This is a genomic window from Klebsiella sp. 7-CIP_Kleb. (assembly GCF_050378655.1).
GTDB lineage: Bacteria > Pseudomonadota > Gammaproteobacteria > Enterobacterales > Enterobacteriaceae > Klebsiella > Klebsiella quasipneumoniae.
Window position 1 is genome coordinate 1,489,163 of record NZ_JBNRLJ010000001.1, and the last position, 16,198, is coordinate 1,505,360.

Sequence of the window (16,198 nt, forward strand, 5' to 3'; positions counted from 1 at the left end):
TGAAAACACAAACCGCCAACAACAAATTTACCCTGGTTATTGCAGGGTGAAACGCGCGGCCGCCGTTTGCCCTGCCTCATCCATCACCACCAGCTGCCACTCGCCGGGCTTATCCAGGGTTAGCGTGGTTCTCGCGCCGGCGGCATCTATCGGCTGGCCGTTGATAAACCACCAGCGCCGCCCTTCCCCGCCGCTGGTTTGCAGGGGCAACATCACCCGCGCCTCGCCCGGCAGACGTTTAATCACCGCCCCCTCGCGGACCCCGGAGAGCACCAGCGGTGCGACATCCTGAGTTTGCAGCGGCGGACATGCCCTTGATGCCGGCCCCAGACGCGCGGCGCGACGCTCACCCGGCGGTAGCCAGGGTTCCAGCGGCAGCGGCCAAACCTCAACCACCGTTTCGCGCGCCCCGGGACAATCCGCCGCCACCCGTTCGCCGTGTTCATTACGCCACACTGGGAAGCGGATCCCGCGCACGCCCTCCTGCCCCGGCAGCAGCAGGGTCGGCGGCTGGCTGTCTTCCAGCAGCCAGCTGGCCAGGCGACGACGGCAGTTGCTGTCGCCCGCCGGCAGCGCCTGGCCGCCGGGCCAGCATAGCGTCCCGCGGCTGACCGTTGCCGGGCGCGGATCGACCGGCAGGCCGCCGCGGCTCATCGCCGGGCGGGCGAGCAGCAGATTATTGACCTGATTGAGCAACGGCACCGCGCTGGCGAAACCAAACTGCCCCACCACCGGCGTACCGTCCGGACGCCCGGTCCAGATGCCTATCAGATAACGCGCATTGAGACCCACCGCCCATGCATCGCGATACCCGTAGCTGGTGCCGGTCTTCCAGGCCAGCGGCGCCACTTGCGGGAGTGAGGCATCGGGAACCGGTTGCGCTTCGCCGGCCAGGATGCGCCGGACGATCCACGCCGCCCCCGGGGATAGCAGCGCCTTTTCCACCAGCGGGTCTCCGGGCTTCATGCGCAGCCGCGCCGCCTTCCCGTGGCGGGCAAAGGCGCTGTATGCCGCGACGATATCTTCCAGCCTCGCCCCGGCGCCGCCAAGGATCAACGACAGATTTGGCTCGGCGCCGGCGGGCAGCATCAGGGGCAACCCGGCATTGCGCAAATTCGCCGCGAAACGTTTGGGCCCGTAGGCTTCAAGCACCTGGACCGCCGGCAGATTCAGGGAGCGCACCAGCGCCTCGCTGGCGCTCACCGGGCCGTGAAAGCCGCTGTCAAAGTTACCGGGGCGATAATCGCTAAAGTGCCGCGGCACATCCTGCAATAACGACGACGGATGAATCAGCCCCTCATCCATCGCCAGCGCATAAATGAAGGGTTTCAACACCGACCCCGGCGAACGGACCGCCGACGCCATATCAATGTGGCCAAAGCGGCTGTCGTCCGTAATATCCGCCGAACCCACCCAGCCGCGGACTTTCATATCCGTGTGATCGACCACGACCATCGCCAGCGAACTGCGCGGCGGCAGGCGCGATTTCCAGTTCAGCGCCAGATCCTCAAGCTGCCGCTGGAGTCCGGCATCGAGGGTCGTCACCACCTTTTCATCACCACTGCTCGCCAGCGCCCGACGGGCGAAGAGCGGCGCCAGCTGCGGCATCTGGCGCGGAAACAGCCACACCGGCTCCTCCATCGCCTCCTTTACCGCCTGCTCCGGCCAGACGCCCTGACTGACCATACGCGCAAGCACTTTATCGCGCGCCGCCTGGGCCCGCTGCGGCCAGCGGTCCGGACGTAAACGGCTGGGCGCCTGGGGCAGCACCGCCAGCAGCGCCGCCTCGCCGTAGCTAAGCCTGGCAGGCGGCTTCCCGAGATAGGCCCAGCTGGCCGCGCCGATACCCTGCAGGGTGCCGCCAAACGGCGCGCGGTTCAAATAGAGGGTCAGAATGTCGCTTTTTGACAGATGCCACTCCAGCTGCAGCGCACGCCATAGCTGGCGCAGCTTGCCGCCGAAAGTGCGGGGGTGGGGATCGAGCAGGCGCGCCACCTGCATGGTAAGCGTGCTGCCGCCGGAAATGACCCGCCCGGAGGTAAGATCCTGCCAGGCGGCGCGCACTACAGCGAAGGGATTGACCCCCGGATGGCGCCAGAACCAGCGGTCTTCATACTGGATGAGCGCCTGAAGATAACGCGGCGACACGTCGGCGAGAGTGACCGGATAACGCCAGACGCCCTGCGCGTCGGCAAACCGCCACAGCGGCGTCCCGTCTTCCGCCACCACCACGCGGGCGGGCGTAACGTCCCGCAGCGGCAGCGGCCACAGGCGATCGGCCGCCAGCACCGCTAGCCACAGCAGAAAAATAAACGCCGCCAGCCCGCGCCAGCAGCGTTTTACCCGAGGCAATACGCGCATTTACGGCGTCACGGTGAGCGGGCCGCTGGCCGCTCCGGTCGCCCGCCACTGCGGCACATACATCGATTCCACCTGCGGCTGCGGGACCTGATAAGTGCCCGGCGTCACCGCTCGCGCCAGATAGACCAGCGTCACCGGCTGACCTTCATTGACCGCAACTGCGGCGACGAAACGGTCATCGCGGAACTCGATATGCTGAATATCCGCCTGCTGCATCTGGTTAAGCAGGTTTTGCACCGCTTCGCCATTCTCCTGCAGGCTGGCGCTGCTGTTGGCCAAATTCTGGTTTTCCAGCTCCAGACCGGCTGGCAACAGATCAACCACCAGCGCGTCAGGCACGTTGCGTTTGGCGGTCACCTCCAGCTTGACGAGTACCAGTTCGCCGCTGCGCAGTGATGACAGCGATTTCTGCTGCCCCTGGGTATCGAAAATAGTTCGTTCAATCCCCAGGACGTTACCGCCCGGCTGCGGCGCGCTTTGCGGATAGCCGCTGCTGTCGAGGCGCAGCCACAGCGGCTGGCTGCCGGTGTTGCTCACCTGCAGTGCCGCCAGCCGATCGCCGTCGAGGTTGCGGGTTTGCGCTTTGTCGCCGGTCAGCGGCTCCGCCTCCAGCGAGGTTTGCGCCTGCCAGCTGCCCGGCAGGTCGGCCAGCGTCCGTCCGGCAAGGAACAGGGCGTTGGTTTCCTGGGTCGACAGCCAGCGCTGGCCATAGGCCTCTTGCGACAGCGTGCTCAAAAGCTGATTTTGCACCTCCGGCAGCAGCTTATTCTCTTCCAGCAGCGCCAGCTTCAGGGCGTCATCGCGAAGCGGGCTACCGTAATCGCCCAGCCAGCGTTTCTCATCCTGACGCGGGGTGGCAACCGCCAGCTTCAGCGCGGCGTCGCCGCGCGGCGCATCACCCATGGTTTTCAGCGCGATGCCGAGCTGCAACAGCGGCAAGCCGGATCGCGCCTGGTCGTGACGGCTCCAGATTTCACGCAAGGCGCCGAGGGGGGCTTTTTGCTGACGCGCCAGCACCAGCGCGGCATAGGCCTGAGCGGCAAAGCGGCTGGCCTGGGCGTCGTCGCTGTAGCGTACGGTCATCAGCCCCGGCTCCTGCAGGTAGCGCAGCAGGCGTTCATTGCCTTTATTGATAGCGTTGACCGGCACGCTGTAACCCTGCTCGCCGGCGCGAACGAGGAAATCCATGGCGTAAGCGGTCAGCCAGTACTCTTCCGGCCCCTCTTTATCCCATAGCGCAAAGCCGCCGTTTTCCAGCTGCATCTGCAGCAGGCGCGAGATGCCGACATCGATTGCCGCGCGGCGTTTTTCGTCGCTATCGCCGCTGATGCCCAGCGCCTTTAGCTGCGCCGCGCTGGTATACAGGGACGGGAACAGACCGCTGGCGGTCTGCTCAAGGCAGCCGTAAGGATAGGCTTTCAGATCGCGGATATAACGCGCGAGATTCAGCGGCGGCTTGCCGCTGAGCAGCAGCTGGCCCTGCAGCGTCTGCGGGGCGAAACCTGCCGATTGTGCCGCTGGCGCCTGCCAGCTTTCGCCGGGCTGCAGCACGGCGCCGCTGTTGACGGTCTGCGCCGGGAACGCCGGACGAACGCCGATTTTCCACTGTTTCTGCAGCGGGGCGAAGGTTTCCCCCGGCAGGCTCAGGCCGCTGATCGTGGCGTTCACCTGGCCATCGCCGAAGCCCGCCAGCGCGCTCACCGGCACAAACAGCGTGCTGCGTGCCCCCGGCGCCAGCTGCACCGGCGGCAGTTGACCCTCGGTCAAGGACACCAGCCCGCTGGCGGCAAGATGCACCTGCAGGGTTTGCGGTTTATCGGTCAGGTTGCTGAGATCCAGCGCCAGACGCGTAGTGTCGCCGCTGGCGAGGAAGCGCGGAGTGTTCAGCTCGGCGATGACCGGGGCGGCCACCACCACTTTATCTTCGCTGCTGCCAAAGTCATTCGCCGTCCAGGCCTGAGCCATCACCCGCAGTTCGCCGTTAAAATCACCGATCGGCAGCGTCACCGTCCCTTCGCCCTGATCGTTCAGCACCACCGGCTGCGCTTGTTGGGCGATGATGGTCACATGGTTAACCGGCGGTTTACCGCCACGTTTTAACTCGTCGCCATCGCCGCCGAAGCGCAGGCTGGCCACACGTCCCTGTCCTTCAATGACCTGGCCGTAAATATCATAGATATCCGCCCCATAACGTTTCTGGCCAAAGAAGGCGTTCCACGGATCCGGGGTGGCGTAATCGGTAATATTCAGCACCCCGCTATCGACCGCCGAAAGCAGAACGTTCACCTGTTTCGGCGCCTCGCCCTCTTTGACGCTGGCTTTCACTTTCACCGTCAGCGGCTGGTTGGGGCGCATTTTATCCGGGGCCTCCAGCGCCAGCGTCAGGCGACGGTTTTCATCGCCCAGCGGCAGATGCAGCAGGCCCACCGCGTGTTTCGGCGTCGCCGAGCGGGATTTATCGCCAGGACGAACCACCAGTGTGCTGAGGTAGAGGTCGTGGCGATTCCAGGCTTTATCCACCGGGATCGACAGGTCCATCCCCTCGGCAGGTACGTCAATCTCCTGCCACCACAGCGGCCCTTCGCTGGATTCCACCATCGCGTAGCCTTTACCCGCCGCCGGGGCAGCAATGTGCAGCCTGATGGTGTCACCCGGCTTATAGCTCGGTTTATCCAGCTTCATGGTGACCCGGTCCGGGCGCGCTGCGCCGGTGCCTTCGCTGTTATCCTGCCAGCTGTAGCCCGCCCAGAAGCGCACGCTGCTGACGACATCGTCCGGTCCTCTCACCTCCAGGCGATAGGAGCCCCACTCTACCGGAAAGCTCACTTTACCGATCTGGCCGGCCTGCAAATCCAGCGACTCCTCGCCCTCCTGCAGATCTTTTTGATCGAACTGCGACTGCCAGCCTTCGCTGTCGGACCAGTTCCAGTAATAATCGCGGCGCTCGCGGATCAGCCGTACCTGCAGACCGGAAACGGCTTTTTTCTCGCCTTTGGCGTCGGCATAGACGATATCAAACGCGGCGTTGCTGTTTTCATCCACCACCGGCTGCTTCACCGTGGTGTCAGTGCGGTAGTCGTAAACGTCCTTCAGGGTAAATTGCGGGCGGATCCCCGGCAGCGCCTCGGCAGGCCAGATCGGCTGCATAACCGTACGGGTGACCGGACGCCCGCCGGACTCCAGCAGGCTCGCCTGCAACACCACCTGCAGCGGCGAATGGCTATCCTGCCACTGGCTTGAGGTCGTCACTTCACCATGGCCGTTTTCATCCAGCGTCAGCTGGACTTCATCAAGGCTGCGGGAGAGATTTTCTTCCGCGATATCGCCGAACTGGAAGCCCGGCAGAGCGGCGACAGCGTCGCGCAGCGGGCGCAGGAACAGTTTGCCCTGCAGCTGGTTGCCGCTGGCCGGCGCGCCGTAGAGATAAGCGCCGCTGACGCCAAAGGCGACATCGGCATTCGGCGCGACAGGCGCCGCCTGCGGCGTCAGCTTCAGCGCCATGCGTTCCGGCATGAAGTCTTCGACGTGGAAATCCCATTCGCGGGGCTGATTGTCGCCAGTGCTGGCGCGAATGTGCCACATGCCGGTGGCCGCGCCGCTGTCGAGCGGATAAGTAAACTGGTACAGGCCGTTAACCGGCTTGCTCATCACCGAGCGGATCACCTGGCCATCCGGCTGGACCACCTCCAGCTTCACCGGCTGTTCCGCCAGCGGCTTGCCGTCGCTATCGCGCAACAGCGCATTGAGGATCACCGTTTCGCCCGGACGATAGAGATCCCGTGGGCCAAACATAAAGAACTGTTTACTGAAGCCAGGCGCGCCGGCAATGGAGAACTCCGCCAGATCCAACGCCGGCAGTTTGAGGTCAAGGAGCGTGGTCTGCCCCTCTTTGCGCGCCAGCAGCAGCGCGGCTTCTTTATCGGTTTGCAGGGTGACGTGACCCTGGCTATCGCTTTTCGCCTGCGCCAGGGTCTGCCCTTTGGCGTTGAGCAGCTGGACGTCGATACCAGACTGGGCGGCGCCGTTTTCCAGGCTCTGGGTAAAGACGTCCAGCCGGTTATGGTAACGATGCGCCGACACGCCGATGTCACTAAGGGTAAACAGCGTCGCCGCGTTGCTGTAGCTATAATGACCCGCCGGGTTCATGACCGCCACGTAGACGCCAGGCTGCTGGAGCGGCTTGATGTCGCTCAGCGGCAGCAGCAGCTTTTCGCGGGTATTGCGCGCCGGATTGAGGTCAAAGCGGCCGCTGTATACCAGATCGGCCATCTTCAGCAGCTCGTCGGATTCCCAGTTACTTAATGAATTGCGGTATTCCCACTGACTGACGAAGGCCGAGAGCGATTCCGGCTTAATGCGGAAGAAGTTCACGTCGACGTTATCGACGTTCAGCGCCATCACCGGCAGCCCGGCGATCACGTTGCCCGGCAGCAGCGAGCCGCGGCTGGCAAACCCAACGCTTGGCGCGATATCACGGGTGGTCAGAGTCTTCTCGAATGGTTTATCGAGCGTCGCCTTGTTCAGGGCGACCAGCGTCGGGTCGACCGAGACAATCAGCTCGCGCTTTGGCTCCAGGTGACGCAGACGCAGCTCTTTGAGGTTCGGCGCCAGCTCCCAGGCGCCATCTACCTTACCGCTCTTCTTATCCACCAGGTGTACGCTGCGGGAGAAATCCTGGTCCGGCTGCAGCGGCACGGAAAAGGTTAGCACCAGGGTCGCGGCGCCATCCAGCTGCACCTCCGAGGCGTCGAGCAGCGTCAGCGCTTTGCCCTGACTTTTTTCCGCCAGCGCCGCCAGCTGGGCGCTGTCCGGTTTTGCCGCCGCGCCAGGGCCGCTATCGGCGGCCGGCGTCGGGGCCGTAGCCTGCGGTGCACCGCTGTCATCACACCCGGTTAATGAAAATGCGGTAAGGAGCGCCAGTGACAGCGCCGCTAAACGAAATGGTTTCATCCTTCTAACCCCTCGGCCAGTGGGCCTGATGCAAATTATCACTTTTTATTATGCGTTAAGGCGGCGCTTCTCAACAGTGATGACGCGGGTTTCTGCCGATTAATCAGAAAAGTGCCGTGACGTCGTCCCCACTCTGGCGTCCTTAACTTGTCAGCACCCGATAAAACGCCGACAATTCAGTCATGAATAGTAAAACGGAGGCACCTATGTCCACCTCGTTTTTTGTCGCCGCCGACTGGCTGGCGGAACATATTGATGACCCGGAGATCCAGATTATCGACGCCCGCATGGCGCCCGCCGGACAGGAGGCCCTGCGCGATATGGCCGCGGAGTACCGCGCCGGCCATGTGCCGAACGCGCTGTTTTTCGATATCGAGGCGCTGTCCGATCACACCAGCCCGCTGCCGCATATGATGCCGCGCGCCGAGGCGTTTGCCGTCGCCATGCGCGAACTGGGCGTCTGCAGCGATAAGCACCTCGTGGTTTATGACGAAGGCAATCTGTTTTCCGCGCCTCGCGCCTGGTGGATGCTGCGCGCCTTTGGCGTGGAGAAGGTGTCGATTCTGGCCGGTGGACTGGAGGGCTGGCGCCGCGACGAACTGCCGCTGGAACAAGGGGTGCCGGAGGTGGCCGAAGGGGAATTCGACGTGCGCTTCGATCCTCAGCAAATTAAGCGCCTGACCGACGTGCTGCTGGTCAGCCATGAAGGGTCGGCGCAGATTGTCGATGCGCGTCCGGCGGCCCGGTTTAACGGCCAGGCTGACGAACCGCGCCCGGGCCTGCGGCGCGGGCATATCCCCGGCGCGCTTAACGTGCCGTGGACGGATCTGGTGATTAACGGCGAGCTGAAGACCGTCGACGAGCTGAACGACATCTTTTTGCGTCAGGGAGTCGATTTTGACCGGCCCATTATCGCCAGCTGCGGCTCCGGCGTGACGGCGGCGGTGGTGGTGCTGGCGCTCACCACGCTTGGCGTGAACGGCGTCTGCCTGTACGACGGCTCATGGAGCGAATGGGGGGCGCGCAGCGATCTGCCGATTGAACCGGCTCCTGCCGCTCAGTAAACGCCGTATGGCCGCGGGCCCCCGTTCCGCGGCCACTAAATAATTTCTGATTTTCCCCGCCTCTTTCTCCTGCCAGCCGCTAAACCGGTTACTCTGTGCTGCCGCAGGGCTTGCGCCTGCCGTGTTCGCTTTACTGCCACCCACTATATAAGGAAATTGAATGATGGCTTTTTCATTACCGGATCTCATGGATGTCGTACACAAGCACAACCGCAATCCCACCCCAAAACCGATGCCCGTAGAGGAAGTGGATCGCCTGCGAGTACGGAAATACCGCGATCCGCAAAATAGCGAAACCGTGGCGCTTCCGGAAAGTTTGAAAGCGCTGCTGGCTTACGATTGCCAGCTGACAAGCCCCCACGGTCAACGGGTGCTGGAATCGGTTCTGGACGCCATTGATGAACATGGCGTCCTGCTTTCCGACTCGCTGGATGAAGATGCTTATTATATGAATGGCCTTGATATGATCGGGCTGGATATTGAAGAGCTGATGCCCGTCTGGAACGACGATCCGCGTCTTCCTGCCCTGATTCGCCTCTGCCATCCCGGAGATCAGCAGGTATTTATCTATGTCACCGAGCGTGATGAACAGGGTGAATATCCTGTCGTCCGCTTCGAGGGTAAAGAGAATGACCTTTGGCTGGCAGAATCGTCACTGATTGAATATCTGCAGGAGATTTTTGCCGGTGGAGAGGAGAGCCACGACGAATGGCAGCATCAGCAAGCCCTCAACCAGGCACGCGATGGCGCCTTGCTGGAGCTGGAATATCTTCATGAGGATCTTTACGCCAGGCTCGAAGGTTGCCCTGACTAATTCACCATCTCCCGCCGAAAGCGCGCTTAACGGGCGCCGTCGGGGCCAGCTCCAGGAGGGAGCGCTTAATCCCTAACCTGATGTCACCACAAGGAGTGAAAATGGCATTAGTCTCCAACCCACATTCTGCTTATTCCCCGCGCCTTCCCTGGCTGGGAGGCATCGCTGGCCTGCTGGTCGGCGGCGCGATCCTCTATTTTTGGCCGCAATGGAACCGAACATGGCTAAGCCTGGTTCCTGCGCCCGTTTCCGTCTATACCCGCTTTCTCGGCGTCACTTTGGCAGACGTCCCGCTGATCACCTATGGTCATCAGGCGCTGCTGGGTTTTCTGATGGTGCTGCTCGCGCCCGGTTATGGTAAATCGACGCTTGCCGCATGGATGATGCACAACCCGGCGTCAAGCCGCCGCTGGCCCGGCGAGGTACTCCGTGCCTGGGTGACGAAATTTGGCCTGCTGGTCATGGTCTTTTGCAATCTGTTCTTTTTGTCCCGGGTCGGATCCGGGACCCTGGCGTTATATATTTTTATTCTCCAGCACATCAGCGTTGCCGCGGCGGTGACGTCAGGAGGGCTGCTGCTGCGTGACGCCCGACGTCTGGCCCGCACATTCGATGCTCAGCTGGCGGATCTGCGCCTTCTGATGCTCCTCACCCTCGGATTCCAGACGATTTTGCCGGCGCAGATCGCGCTGATGAGCGCCCGGGGCGTGAATACGCCGCTGGGCTGGTATATTGTCAGCGCGCAGATGGTGGGGGTGTTACTGGCGTTTATGCTGGTCGCCGGGCTGGTAGCAGCGCTACGCTATCTGCTGGGAGAGGAAAGGTGCCGGGCCTGGCGCGGGGATATGGCGCTCTTCAACGGCATCGTCACGCTGTGCGTGGCGGGATTTCTGCTCTATCACATGGTGTCAGCCTATCCGCGAATCGTTGCCGCCCTGCATTAATCTTTACCAACCCGCTTTGGCATCGAGCTGAAAGTATAGCGAAACCGGGGGCTGGCGCCCCCGCTGTCAGATAATGCGGTTTTGTTTGAAATCGCGCAGGAAGCTGCCCCAGCGCTTTTCATAGAACGGCGTGATATGGGCAATCATAAAGTGGCTGATGCCCTTCTCGCCGTCTACCACCTGGCAAATATCGATCGGCTCATCGCCGGGCAGGGTATCGGTGGCCACGCTGCCGGTGGTCTGAATAATGGACTCGATATCCCCTTCCGCTTCAATGCCGATAAGCAGATTAGCAGGCGCGTCGGCGTGCTCTTTGATCGAGCACAGGAACGCCCGCTTGACGGTTTTCAGCGTTTTGAACAGCGTGGTCAGCGAATCCACCATCTGCGCCGGCGGCTCGGCGACTTCAGACAGCAGCAGCGCTTCGCCCCCCTCCAGCACCGTCTGGGTGCTGAGCGGGCTGCCCTCTTCCCCGAGCAGATGGCTGATTTCCCGCGGGGTGAATTCTTTACCGCTCGGCAGCTTCGGGTTGAGGAACAGCGATTCGCCGAGAGTCATCGCCATCAGCGTGCGGGCCGGCATCATCACGAAAGCCTGTTCGTCTTCCACCGCCTGCTGCAGAGCCTCCAGCGAAGTGAAGAACGGAATGACCGACGTGCCGTCATCTTTTTCCCAGTGCTGCAGATCCAGCGCGCTATCTTCGACAATCTGCTCGCCATCGGCTGCGCTGCCCGGTACCCAGACGGTGGCCTCAAGCAGCGCGCTGAAAAATGCCGGACGATGAGCGGGCTCGGTAGCCGCTTTTTCCAGCAGGGTTTCTAATTCGTTTTTGGTTTCGGACATAGTTTGGCTACTTCAAAAATCGCCCGGCGGCGCGACGTCCGCACGGGCCTGCGGATTTTCCAGGCCGGGTAAGCGTAGCGCTACCCGGCAAGGCCATTACTCAGCCGTCAGCAGATTGGCGATAGTACGTACGCCAAGCCCCGTCGCGCCCGCCGACCACTGCTCAACGGCCGATTTGCGGTAGGTTGCCGAACAGTCGATATGCAGCCAGCCCTGGTGGTAGTTTTCCACGAAGTGGGACAGGAAGCCCGCCGCGGTGCTGGCGCCGGCCGGATAGGCGGCGCTGCCGGTATTGTTCAGTTCCGCGAAGTTAGACGGCAGCTGATTACGGTGGAATTCGGCCAGCGGCAGACGCCAGAACGCTTCATTTTCCGCCTGGGCGCTCGCCAGCAGGCGATTCGCCAGCGCATCGTCAAAGCTGAACAGCGCGTGGTAGTCGTTGCCAAGGGCGGTTTTCGCCGCGCCGGTCAGGGTGGCGGCATCGACGATCAGCTCAGGCTTCTGCGCCGAAGCGTCAATCAGGCCATCCGCCAGCACCAGACGACCTTCGGCGTCGGTGTTCATCACTTCGACGGTTTTGCCGTTGCGATAATGAATAATATCGCCCAGTTTGAAAGCGTTGCCGCTGATCAGGTTGTCGGCACAGCACAGATAGAGCTTCACGCGCTTATTCAGCCCGCGGGTAATGGCGAAAGCCAGAGCGCCGGTGACAGTCGCCGCGCCGCCCATATCAGACTTCATTGAATCCATAAAGGCGCTCTGTTTGATGCTGTAGCCGCCGGAATCAAAGGTGATGCCTTTACCTACCAGACAGGCGTATACCGGGGCTTCTTTATCGCCGGTCGGGTTATAGTCCAGCGCCAGCAGAACCGGCGGACGCTCGGAGCCGCGGCCGACGGTGTGCAGGCCGAGATAGCCCTGCTCACGCAGATCTTCGCCTTTGGTGATGCGATAGCTCATCTTTTCGCCCGCCACGCTGCACAGCAGGTCGACGGCGCGCTGCGCCAGCTGTTCCGGGCCCAGCTCTTCCGCCGGCGCATTGATGGTGTCGCGCACCCAGTCAATAATGGTCAGACGGTTATCCAGCTCGCTTTTCTGCACATCGTCCAGGGTCGGCCATTCAACTTTTCGGGTGCCTTTCGGGCCTTTATAGCCCGCCCAGAACGCCCACGCGCGGTCGGTGTTCCAGCCTTCGCCGCTTAACGCGACATGCTTGATGCCCATGCCGTCAATTTTACGCGCCGCGCGCTGAATCAAGCCCAGGTCGTCTTTACCGTTGATATGCAGGGCAATGCCATCATTATTAATGCTGTAAGACGCCTTCTCTCCCCAGCGCGCATCGGCTGGCTGAGTGGAAAGCGTAATCTTCATGGCTTCGGTCATTATCATTATCCTTCTTAGCAAACGGGCCACCGTATGGCAGCCCGTAACGTTCTCTCGCTCGATGATTCATCCGACTTTATACCGCCGCATAAATCATGACGCGAAAATTATTCGGCTTCGTCTAACCAGACTAACAGAATCGCCTCGAGAATTTTTTCATTGGATGCGTTCGGATCATCATCAAACTCTTCCAGATCGCAAATCCACTGATGCATGTCGGTAAAGCGAACGGTTTTTGGGTCGAGGTCAGGGTAAGCGTCATACAGCGCTTCGCCGATTTCACGACTGTCGGTCCATTTCAGTGCCATATTAGTGCTCGCGTGCGTGGTTGATGGTGTAACGCGGGATCTCAACGACCAGATCTTCGTCGGTGACGCGCGCCTGGCAGCTCAGGCGGCTGTCAGGCTCCAGTCCCCAGGCTTTATCCAGCATATCGTCTTCATCTTCGGTACTTTCCGCCAGCGAGTCAAAGCCTTCACGCACGATGCAGTGGCAGGTGGTGCAGGCACAGGATTTTTCGCAAGCGTGTTCAATCTCGATGCCGCTACGCAGCGCCGCATCCAGAATAGTCTCACCGGTCTCAGCTTCCACAACGATGCCATCCGGACACAGGTCCTGGTGGGGCAGAAATACAATTTTTGGCATTTTAAACCTCGTCCACGGATTGGCCTTTCAGCGCGATACGGACCGACTGATCCATACGGCGGGCGGCGAATTCCTGGGTTTGTGTGTCGATATTTTTAATCGCTTCTTTAATGGCGTCGGCGTCGTCGCCTGCCGCGGCGGCGCGTACCTGCTCCGCAGCAGCATCGATAGCCTGACGCTCCGCGGCGCTTAACAGCGCGGCGTCGGCGGCCAGCGCGCTTGTCAGGCTTTCCAGGACGCGTGCGGCTTCTACTTTCTGTTCAGCCAGCATGCGCGCCTGAATATCCTGTTCGGCGTAGCTCATCGAATCTTTAATCATGGTGGCGATTTCGCCATCGGTCAGACCGTAAGACGGTTTCACCTGAATAGAGGCTTCCACGCCGGTCGATTTTTCCATCGCCGTGACGCTCAGCAGGCCATCGGCATCCACCTGGAAGGTGACGCGAATATGCGCCCCGCCCGCCGGCAGCGCCGGGATACCGCGCAGCGCAAAGCGCGCCAGCGAACGGCAATCCTGCACCAGCTCACGCTCGCCCTGCATCACATGAATGGACATCGCCGTCTGGCCATCTTTGAAGGTGGTGAACTCCTGGGCGCGGGCCACCGGAATGGTGGTATTACGCGGGATCACTTTCTCCACCAGACCGCCCATGGTTTCCAGCCCTAACGACAGCGGGATAACGTCGAGCAGCAGCAGTTCGCTGTCCGGCTTGTTGCCGACCAGAATATCGGCCTGGATCGCCGCGCCAATGGCGACGACTTTGTCCGGGTCAATGGCGGTCAGCGGAGTGCGGCCGAAGAATTCGCCTACGCGCTCGCGCACCAGCGGCACGCGGGTCGAACCGCCGACCATCACCACTTCCAGCACCTCTTGCGCCTCAACGCCAGCGTCTTTCAACGCCCGGCGGCAGGCCATTAACGTGCGTTTTACCAGCGGGGCGATCAGATCGTTAAACTGGCTGCGAGTGATATCGCCCTGCCAGCCGCCGACCTCAACGTGCGCCACCTCGGCATCGCTAAGGGCAATTTTCGCCGCGATGGCGGCATCCAGCAGCTCACGCTGCAGGCGGTTGTCGCTACGGTCGCTGAAGCCTGCCTGCTCGCGCAGGTAGTCCGCCAGCAGATGATCGAAATCATCGCCGCCGAGAGCGGAATCGCCGCCGGTAGCCAGCACTTCAAACACCCCGCGGCTTAAGCGCAGAATAGAGATATCGAAGGTGCCGCCGCCGAGATCGTAGACCGCAATCACCCCTTCCTGGCCGGAATCAAGGCCATAGGCGATAGCCGCCGCGGTCGGTTCATTAAGCAGGCGCAGCACGTGCAGACCCGCCAGACGCGCCGCGTCTTTGGTCCCCTGACGCTGGGCGTCATCAAAATAAGCGGGAACGGTGATCACCACGCCGTCGAGCTCGCCGGCCAGCGCTTCAGTGGCCCGGGCAGCCAGCGCTTTCAGAATATCGGCGGAGACGCGAATCGGGTTCAGCAGGCCGCCGGCGGTCTGGATCATCGGCAGGCCGTTTTCACTGGCCTGCAGCTGATACGGCAGATGCGGATAGCGATGTTGGATATCGGCGAGGGAGCGCCCCATCATCCGTTTCACGGAGCTGATGGTGTTGGCGGGATCCTGGGCGGCGTTCAGCCGGGCGTCATAGCCGACGGTCAGCCCCGATGCGTGGTAGTTCACCACCGACGGCAGCAGATAGCGGCCTTGATGATCGGGCAGAGTCTCGGCCTGGCCGCTACGCACGGTAGCCACCAGAGAATTGGTGGTGCCCAGGTCGATACCGGCCGCCAGACGACGCTGGTGCGGCGCGGCGCTCAGGCCGGGCTCACTAATTTGTAATAAGGCCATAATTGCTTCCGAAAATTAAAAATCGAGCAGTTTTTCTTCGAGTTCTTCAGCACTGCTGCGCAGTTTATCGAGGAAACGGAGCTTACGCACCGTGTCCGCCGCCGCCTCCCAGCTCTCATTATGCAATTGGTCAACCATCAGCTGATGGCGGGTATCAAACAGCGCTTTCACTCGTTTGATAAAGCTTTCCAGCCGCGCTTCGTCTTTCGCCTGGCCGATCTCATCCAACTCTTCGCGCAGTTCCAGCTGTTCCATCAGGAACGCGGTATCGCGAACGGTATGCTGCTCGCTGGCCAGATCGAAGCCATGCAGCGAGAGGAGGTATTCTGCGCGGGTCAGGGGATGGCGCAGCGTCTGCCAGGCCTGGTTAATGGTGGCGGAATACTGAACCGCCGCAAGCTGCTCCGCAGCGGGCGCGCTGGCAAATTTATCCGGATGGTACTGGCGCTGCAGATCCTGATACCGGACAGCCAGTTGTTCAAGCGAGAGGGTATAGCTGGCTGGTAACCCGAAGAGGGTGAAATAGTCCATAGTAACCTCAGGGTCATGCATCTAAACGAAAACCCCACGCGCGGCGTGACCGCGGTGGGGTTGGGGTGTACCGATTATACGTTAAAGCTTTCGCCGCAGCCGCACTCATCTTTGACGTTCGGGTTGGTGAACTTAAACCCTTCGTTAAGGCCTTCTTTGACGAAGTCCAGCTGCGTGCCGTCGAGGAATTGCAGACTTTTGCCGTCGATCACGACCTTCACGCCTTTGTCTTCAAACACGGTGTCTTCAGCCGCCGGCTCGTCAACAAACTCCAGTACATAGGCCATACCTGAGCAGCCGGAGGTTCTCACGCCCAGGCGCAGGCCAAACCCTTTTCCGCGGTTTGCCAGGAAGGCATTGACTCGCGCTGCTGCACTGTCGCTAAGAGTAATCGACATAACAAAACCTCAACTAATTATTTTGCTTCACGTTTGCTTTTGTAATCCGCAATCGCGGCTTTAATCGCGTCTTCCGCCAGAATAGAGCAGTGAATTTTCACCGGCGGCAGTTCCAGTTCATCGGCGATATCGGTGTTCTTGATCGCCTGCGCTTCGTCCAGGGATTTACCCTTCACCCACTCGGTGACCAGGGAGCTGGAAGCGATAGCAGAACCACAGCCGTAGGTCTTGAAGCGCGCGTCTTCAATGATACCTTCATTGTTGACTTTAATCTGCAACTTCATCACGTCGCCGCAGGCCGGCGCGCCGACCATGCCGCTGCCGACGTTCTCGTCGCTGTTGTCAAAAGAGCCGACGTTGCGCGGGTTCTCGTAATGATCGATAACTTTTTCGCTGTATGCCATGATGAATTC

At 61.3% G+C, this 16,198-nt stretch carries 13 protein-coding genes; 3 read left to right on the forward strand and 10 right to left on the reverse strand.

Features of this window, described 5'->3' with window-relative positions:
- Positions 1–36: 36 nt before the first annotated feature.
- Both pbpC and ACQUTI_RS07230 read right to left on the reverse strand, forming a co-directional pair.
- Complete coding sequence (gene pbpC / locus ACQUTI_RS07225; RefSeq protein WP_138100108.1) at positions 37–2,361, reverse strand: peptidoglycan glycosyltransferase PbpC; 2,325 nt, start codon at positions 2,359–2,361, stop codon at positions 37–39.
- Entirely contained in the window at positions 2,362–7,311 is a 4,950-nt protein-coding gene (locus ACQUTI_RS07230) for an alpha-2-macroglobulin family protein (RefSeq protein ID WP_122543515.1), read from the reverse strand.
- A 206-nt stretch (positions 7,312–7,517) separates the two neighbouring features.
- Here ACQUTI_RS07230 and sseA point away from each other — a divergent pair, with 206 nt between their 5' ends.
- The 3 genes from sseA (at position 7,518) to ACQUTI_RS07245 (ending at position 10,133) form a co-directional block, all read left to right on the forward strand.
- Complete coding sequence (gene sseA, locus ACQUTI_RS07235; protein WP_004201882.1) at positions 7,518–8,375, forward strand: 3-mercaptopyruvate sulfurtransferase; 858 nt, start codon at positions 7,518–7,520, stop codon at positions 8,373–8,375.
- 163 nt (positions 8,376–8,538) lie between these two features.
- Positions 8,539–9,189, forward strand: coding sequence for a DUF5066 family protein (locus ACQUTI_RS07240; RefSeq protein WP_043520429.1), 651 nt, complete (start codon positions 8,539–8,541; stop codon positions 9,187–9,189).
- 101 nt (positions 9,190–9,290) lie between these two features.
- The gene (locus tag ACQUTI_RS07245; RefSeq protein WP_023318874.1) at positions 9,291–10,133 is read left to right on the forward strand and encodes a hypothetical protein; all 843 of its coding nucleotides are present in this window, start codon (positions 9,291–9,293) and stop codon (positions 10,131–10,133) included.
- Between the two features lie 66 nt (positions 10,134–10,199).
- Here the strand turns inward: ACQUTI_RS07245 and sseB are convergent, their stop codons facing one another.
- The 8 genes from sseB to iscU all read right to left on the reverse strand — a co-directional run bounded on the left by sseB (position 10,200) and on the right by iscU (position 16,189).
- Positions 10,200–10,976, reverse strand: coding sequence for an enhanced serine sensitivity protein SseB (gene sseB, locus ACQUTI_RS07250; RefSeq protein ID WP_004201877.1), 777 nt, complete (start codon positions 10,974–10,976; stop codon positions 10,200–10,202).
- 96 nt (positions 10,977–11,072) lie between these two features.
- Positions 11,073–12,359: an aminopeptidase PepB gene (gene pepB / locus ACQUTI_RS07255; RefSeq protein WP_064183415.1), complete on the reverse strand. Its 1,287-nt coding sequence runs from the start codon at positions 12,357–12,359 to the stop codon at positions 11,073–11,075.
- A gap of 107 nt (positions 12,360–12,466) precedes the next feature.
- Positions 12,467–12,667, reverse strand: coding sequence for a Fe-S cluster assembly protein IscX (gene iscX, locus ACQUTI_RS07260; RefSeq protein WP_002913954.1), 201 nt, complete (start codon positions 12,665–12,667; stop codon positions 12,467–12,469).
- Position 12,668: 1 nt separating this feature from the next.
- Complete coding sequence (gene fdx / locus ACQUTI_RS07265) at positions 12,669–13,004, reverse strand: ISC system 2Fe-2S type ferredoxin (RefSeq protein ID WP_004201872.1); 336 nt, start codon at positions 13,002–13,004, stop codon at positions 12,669–12,671.
- 1 nt (position 13,005) lies between these two features.
- Entirely contained in the window at positions 13,006–14,856 is a 1,851-nt protein-coding gene (gene hscA, locus ACQUTI_RS07270) for a Fe-S protein assembly chaperone HscA (protein WP_004201870.1), read from the reverse strand.
- Positions 14,857–14,871: 15 nt separating this feature from the next.
- Positions 14,872–15,387, reverse strand: coding sequence for a co-chaperone HscB (gene hscB / locus ACQUTI_RS07275; protein ID WP_004201868.1), 516 nt, complete (start codon positions 15,385–15,387; stop codon positions 14,872–14,874).
- 74 nt (positions 15,388–15,461) lie between these two features.
- A complete protein-coding gene (iscA, locus tag ACQUTI_RS07280; RefSeq protein ID WP_002913979.1) occupies positions 15,462–15,785 on the reverse strand; it encodes an iron-sulfur cluster assembly protein IscA in 324 nt (107 codons plus the stop codon).
- A gap of 17 nt (positions 15,786–15,802) precedes the next feature.
- The gene (gene iscU, locus ACQUTI_RS07285; RefSeq protein WP_002913991.1) at positions 15,803–16,189 is read right to left on the reverse strand and encodes a Fe-S cluster assembly scaffold IscU; all 387 of its coding nucleotides are present in this window, start codon (positions 16,187–16,189) and stop codon (positions 15,803–15,805) included.
- Between the last annotated feature and the right edge of the window lie 9 nt (positions 16,190–16,198).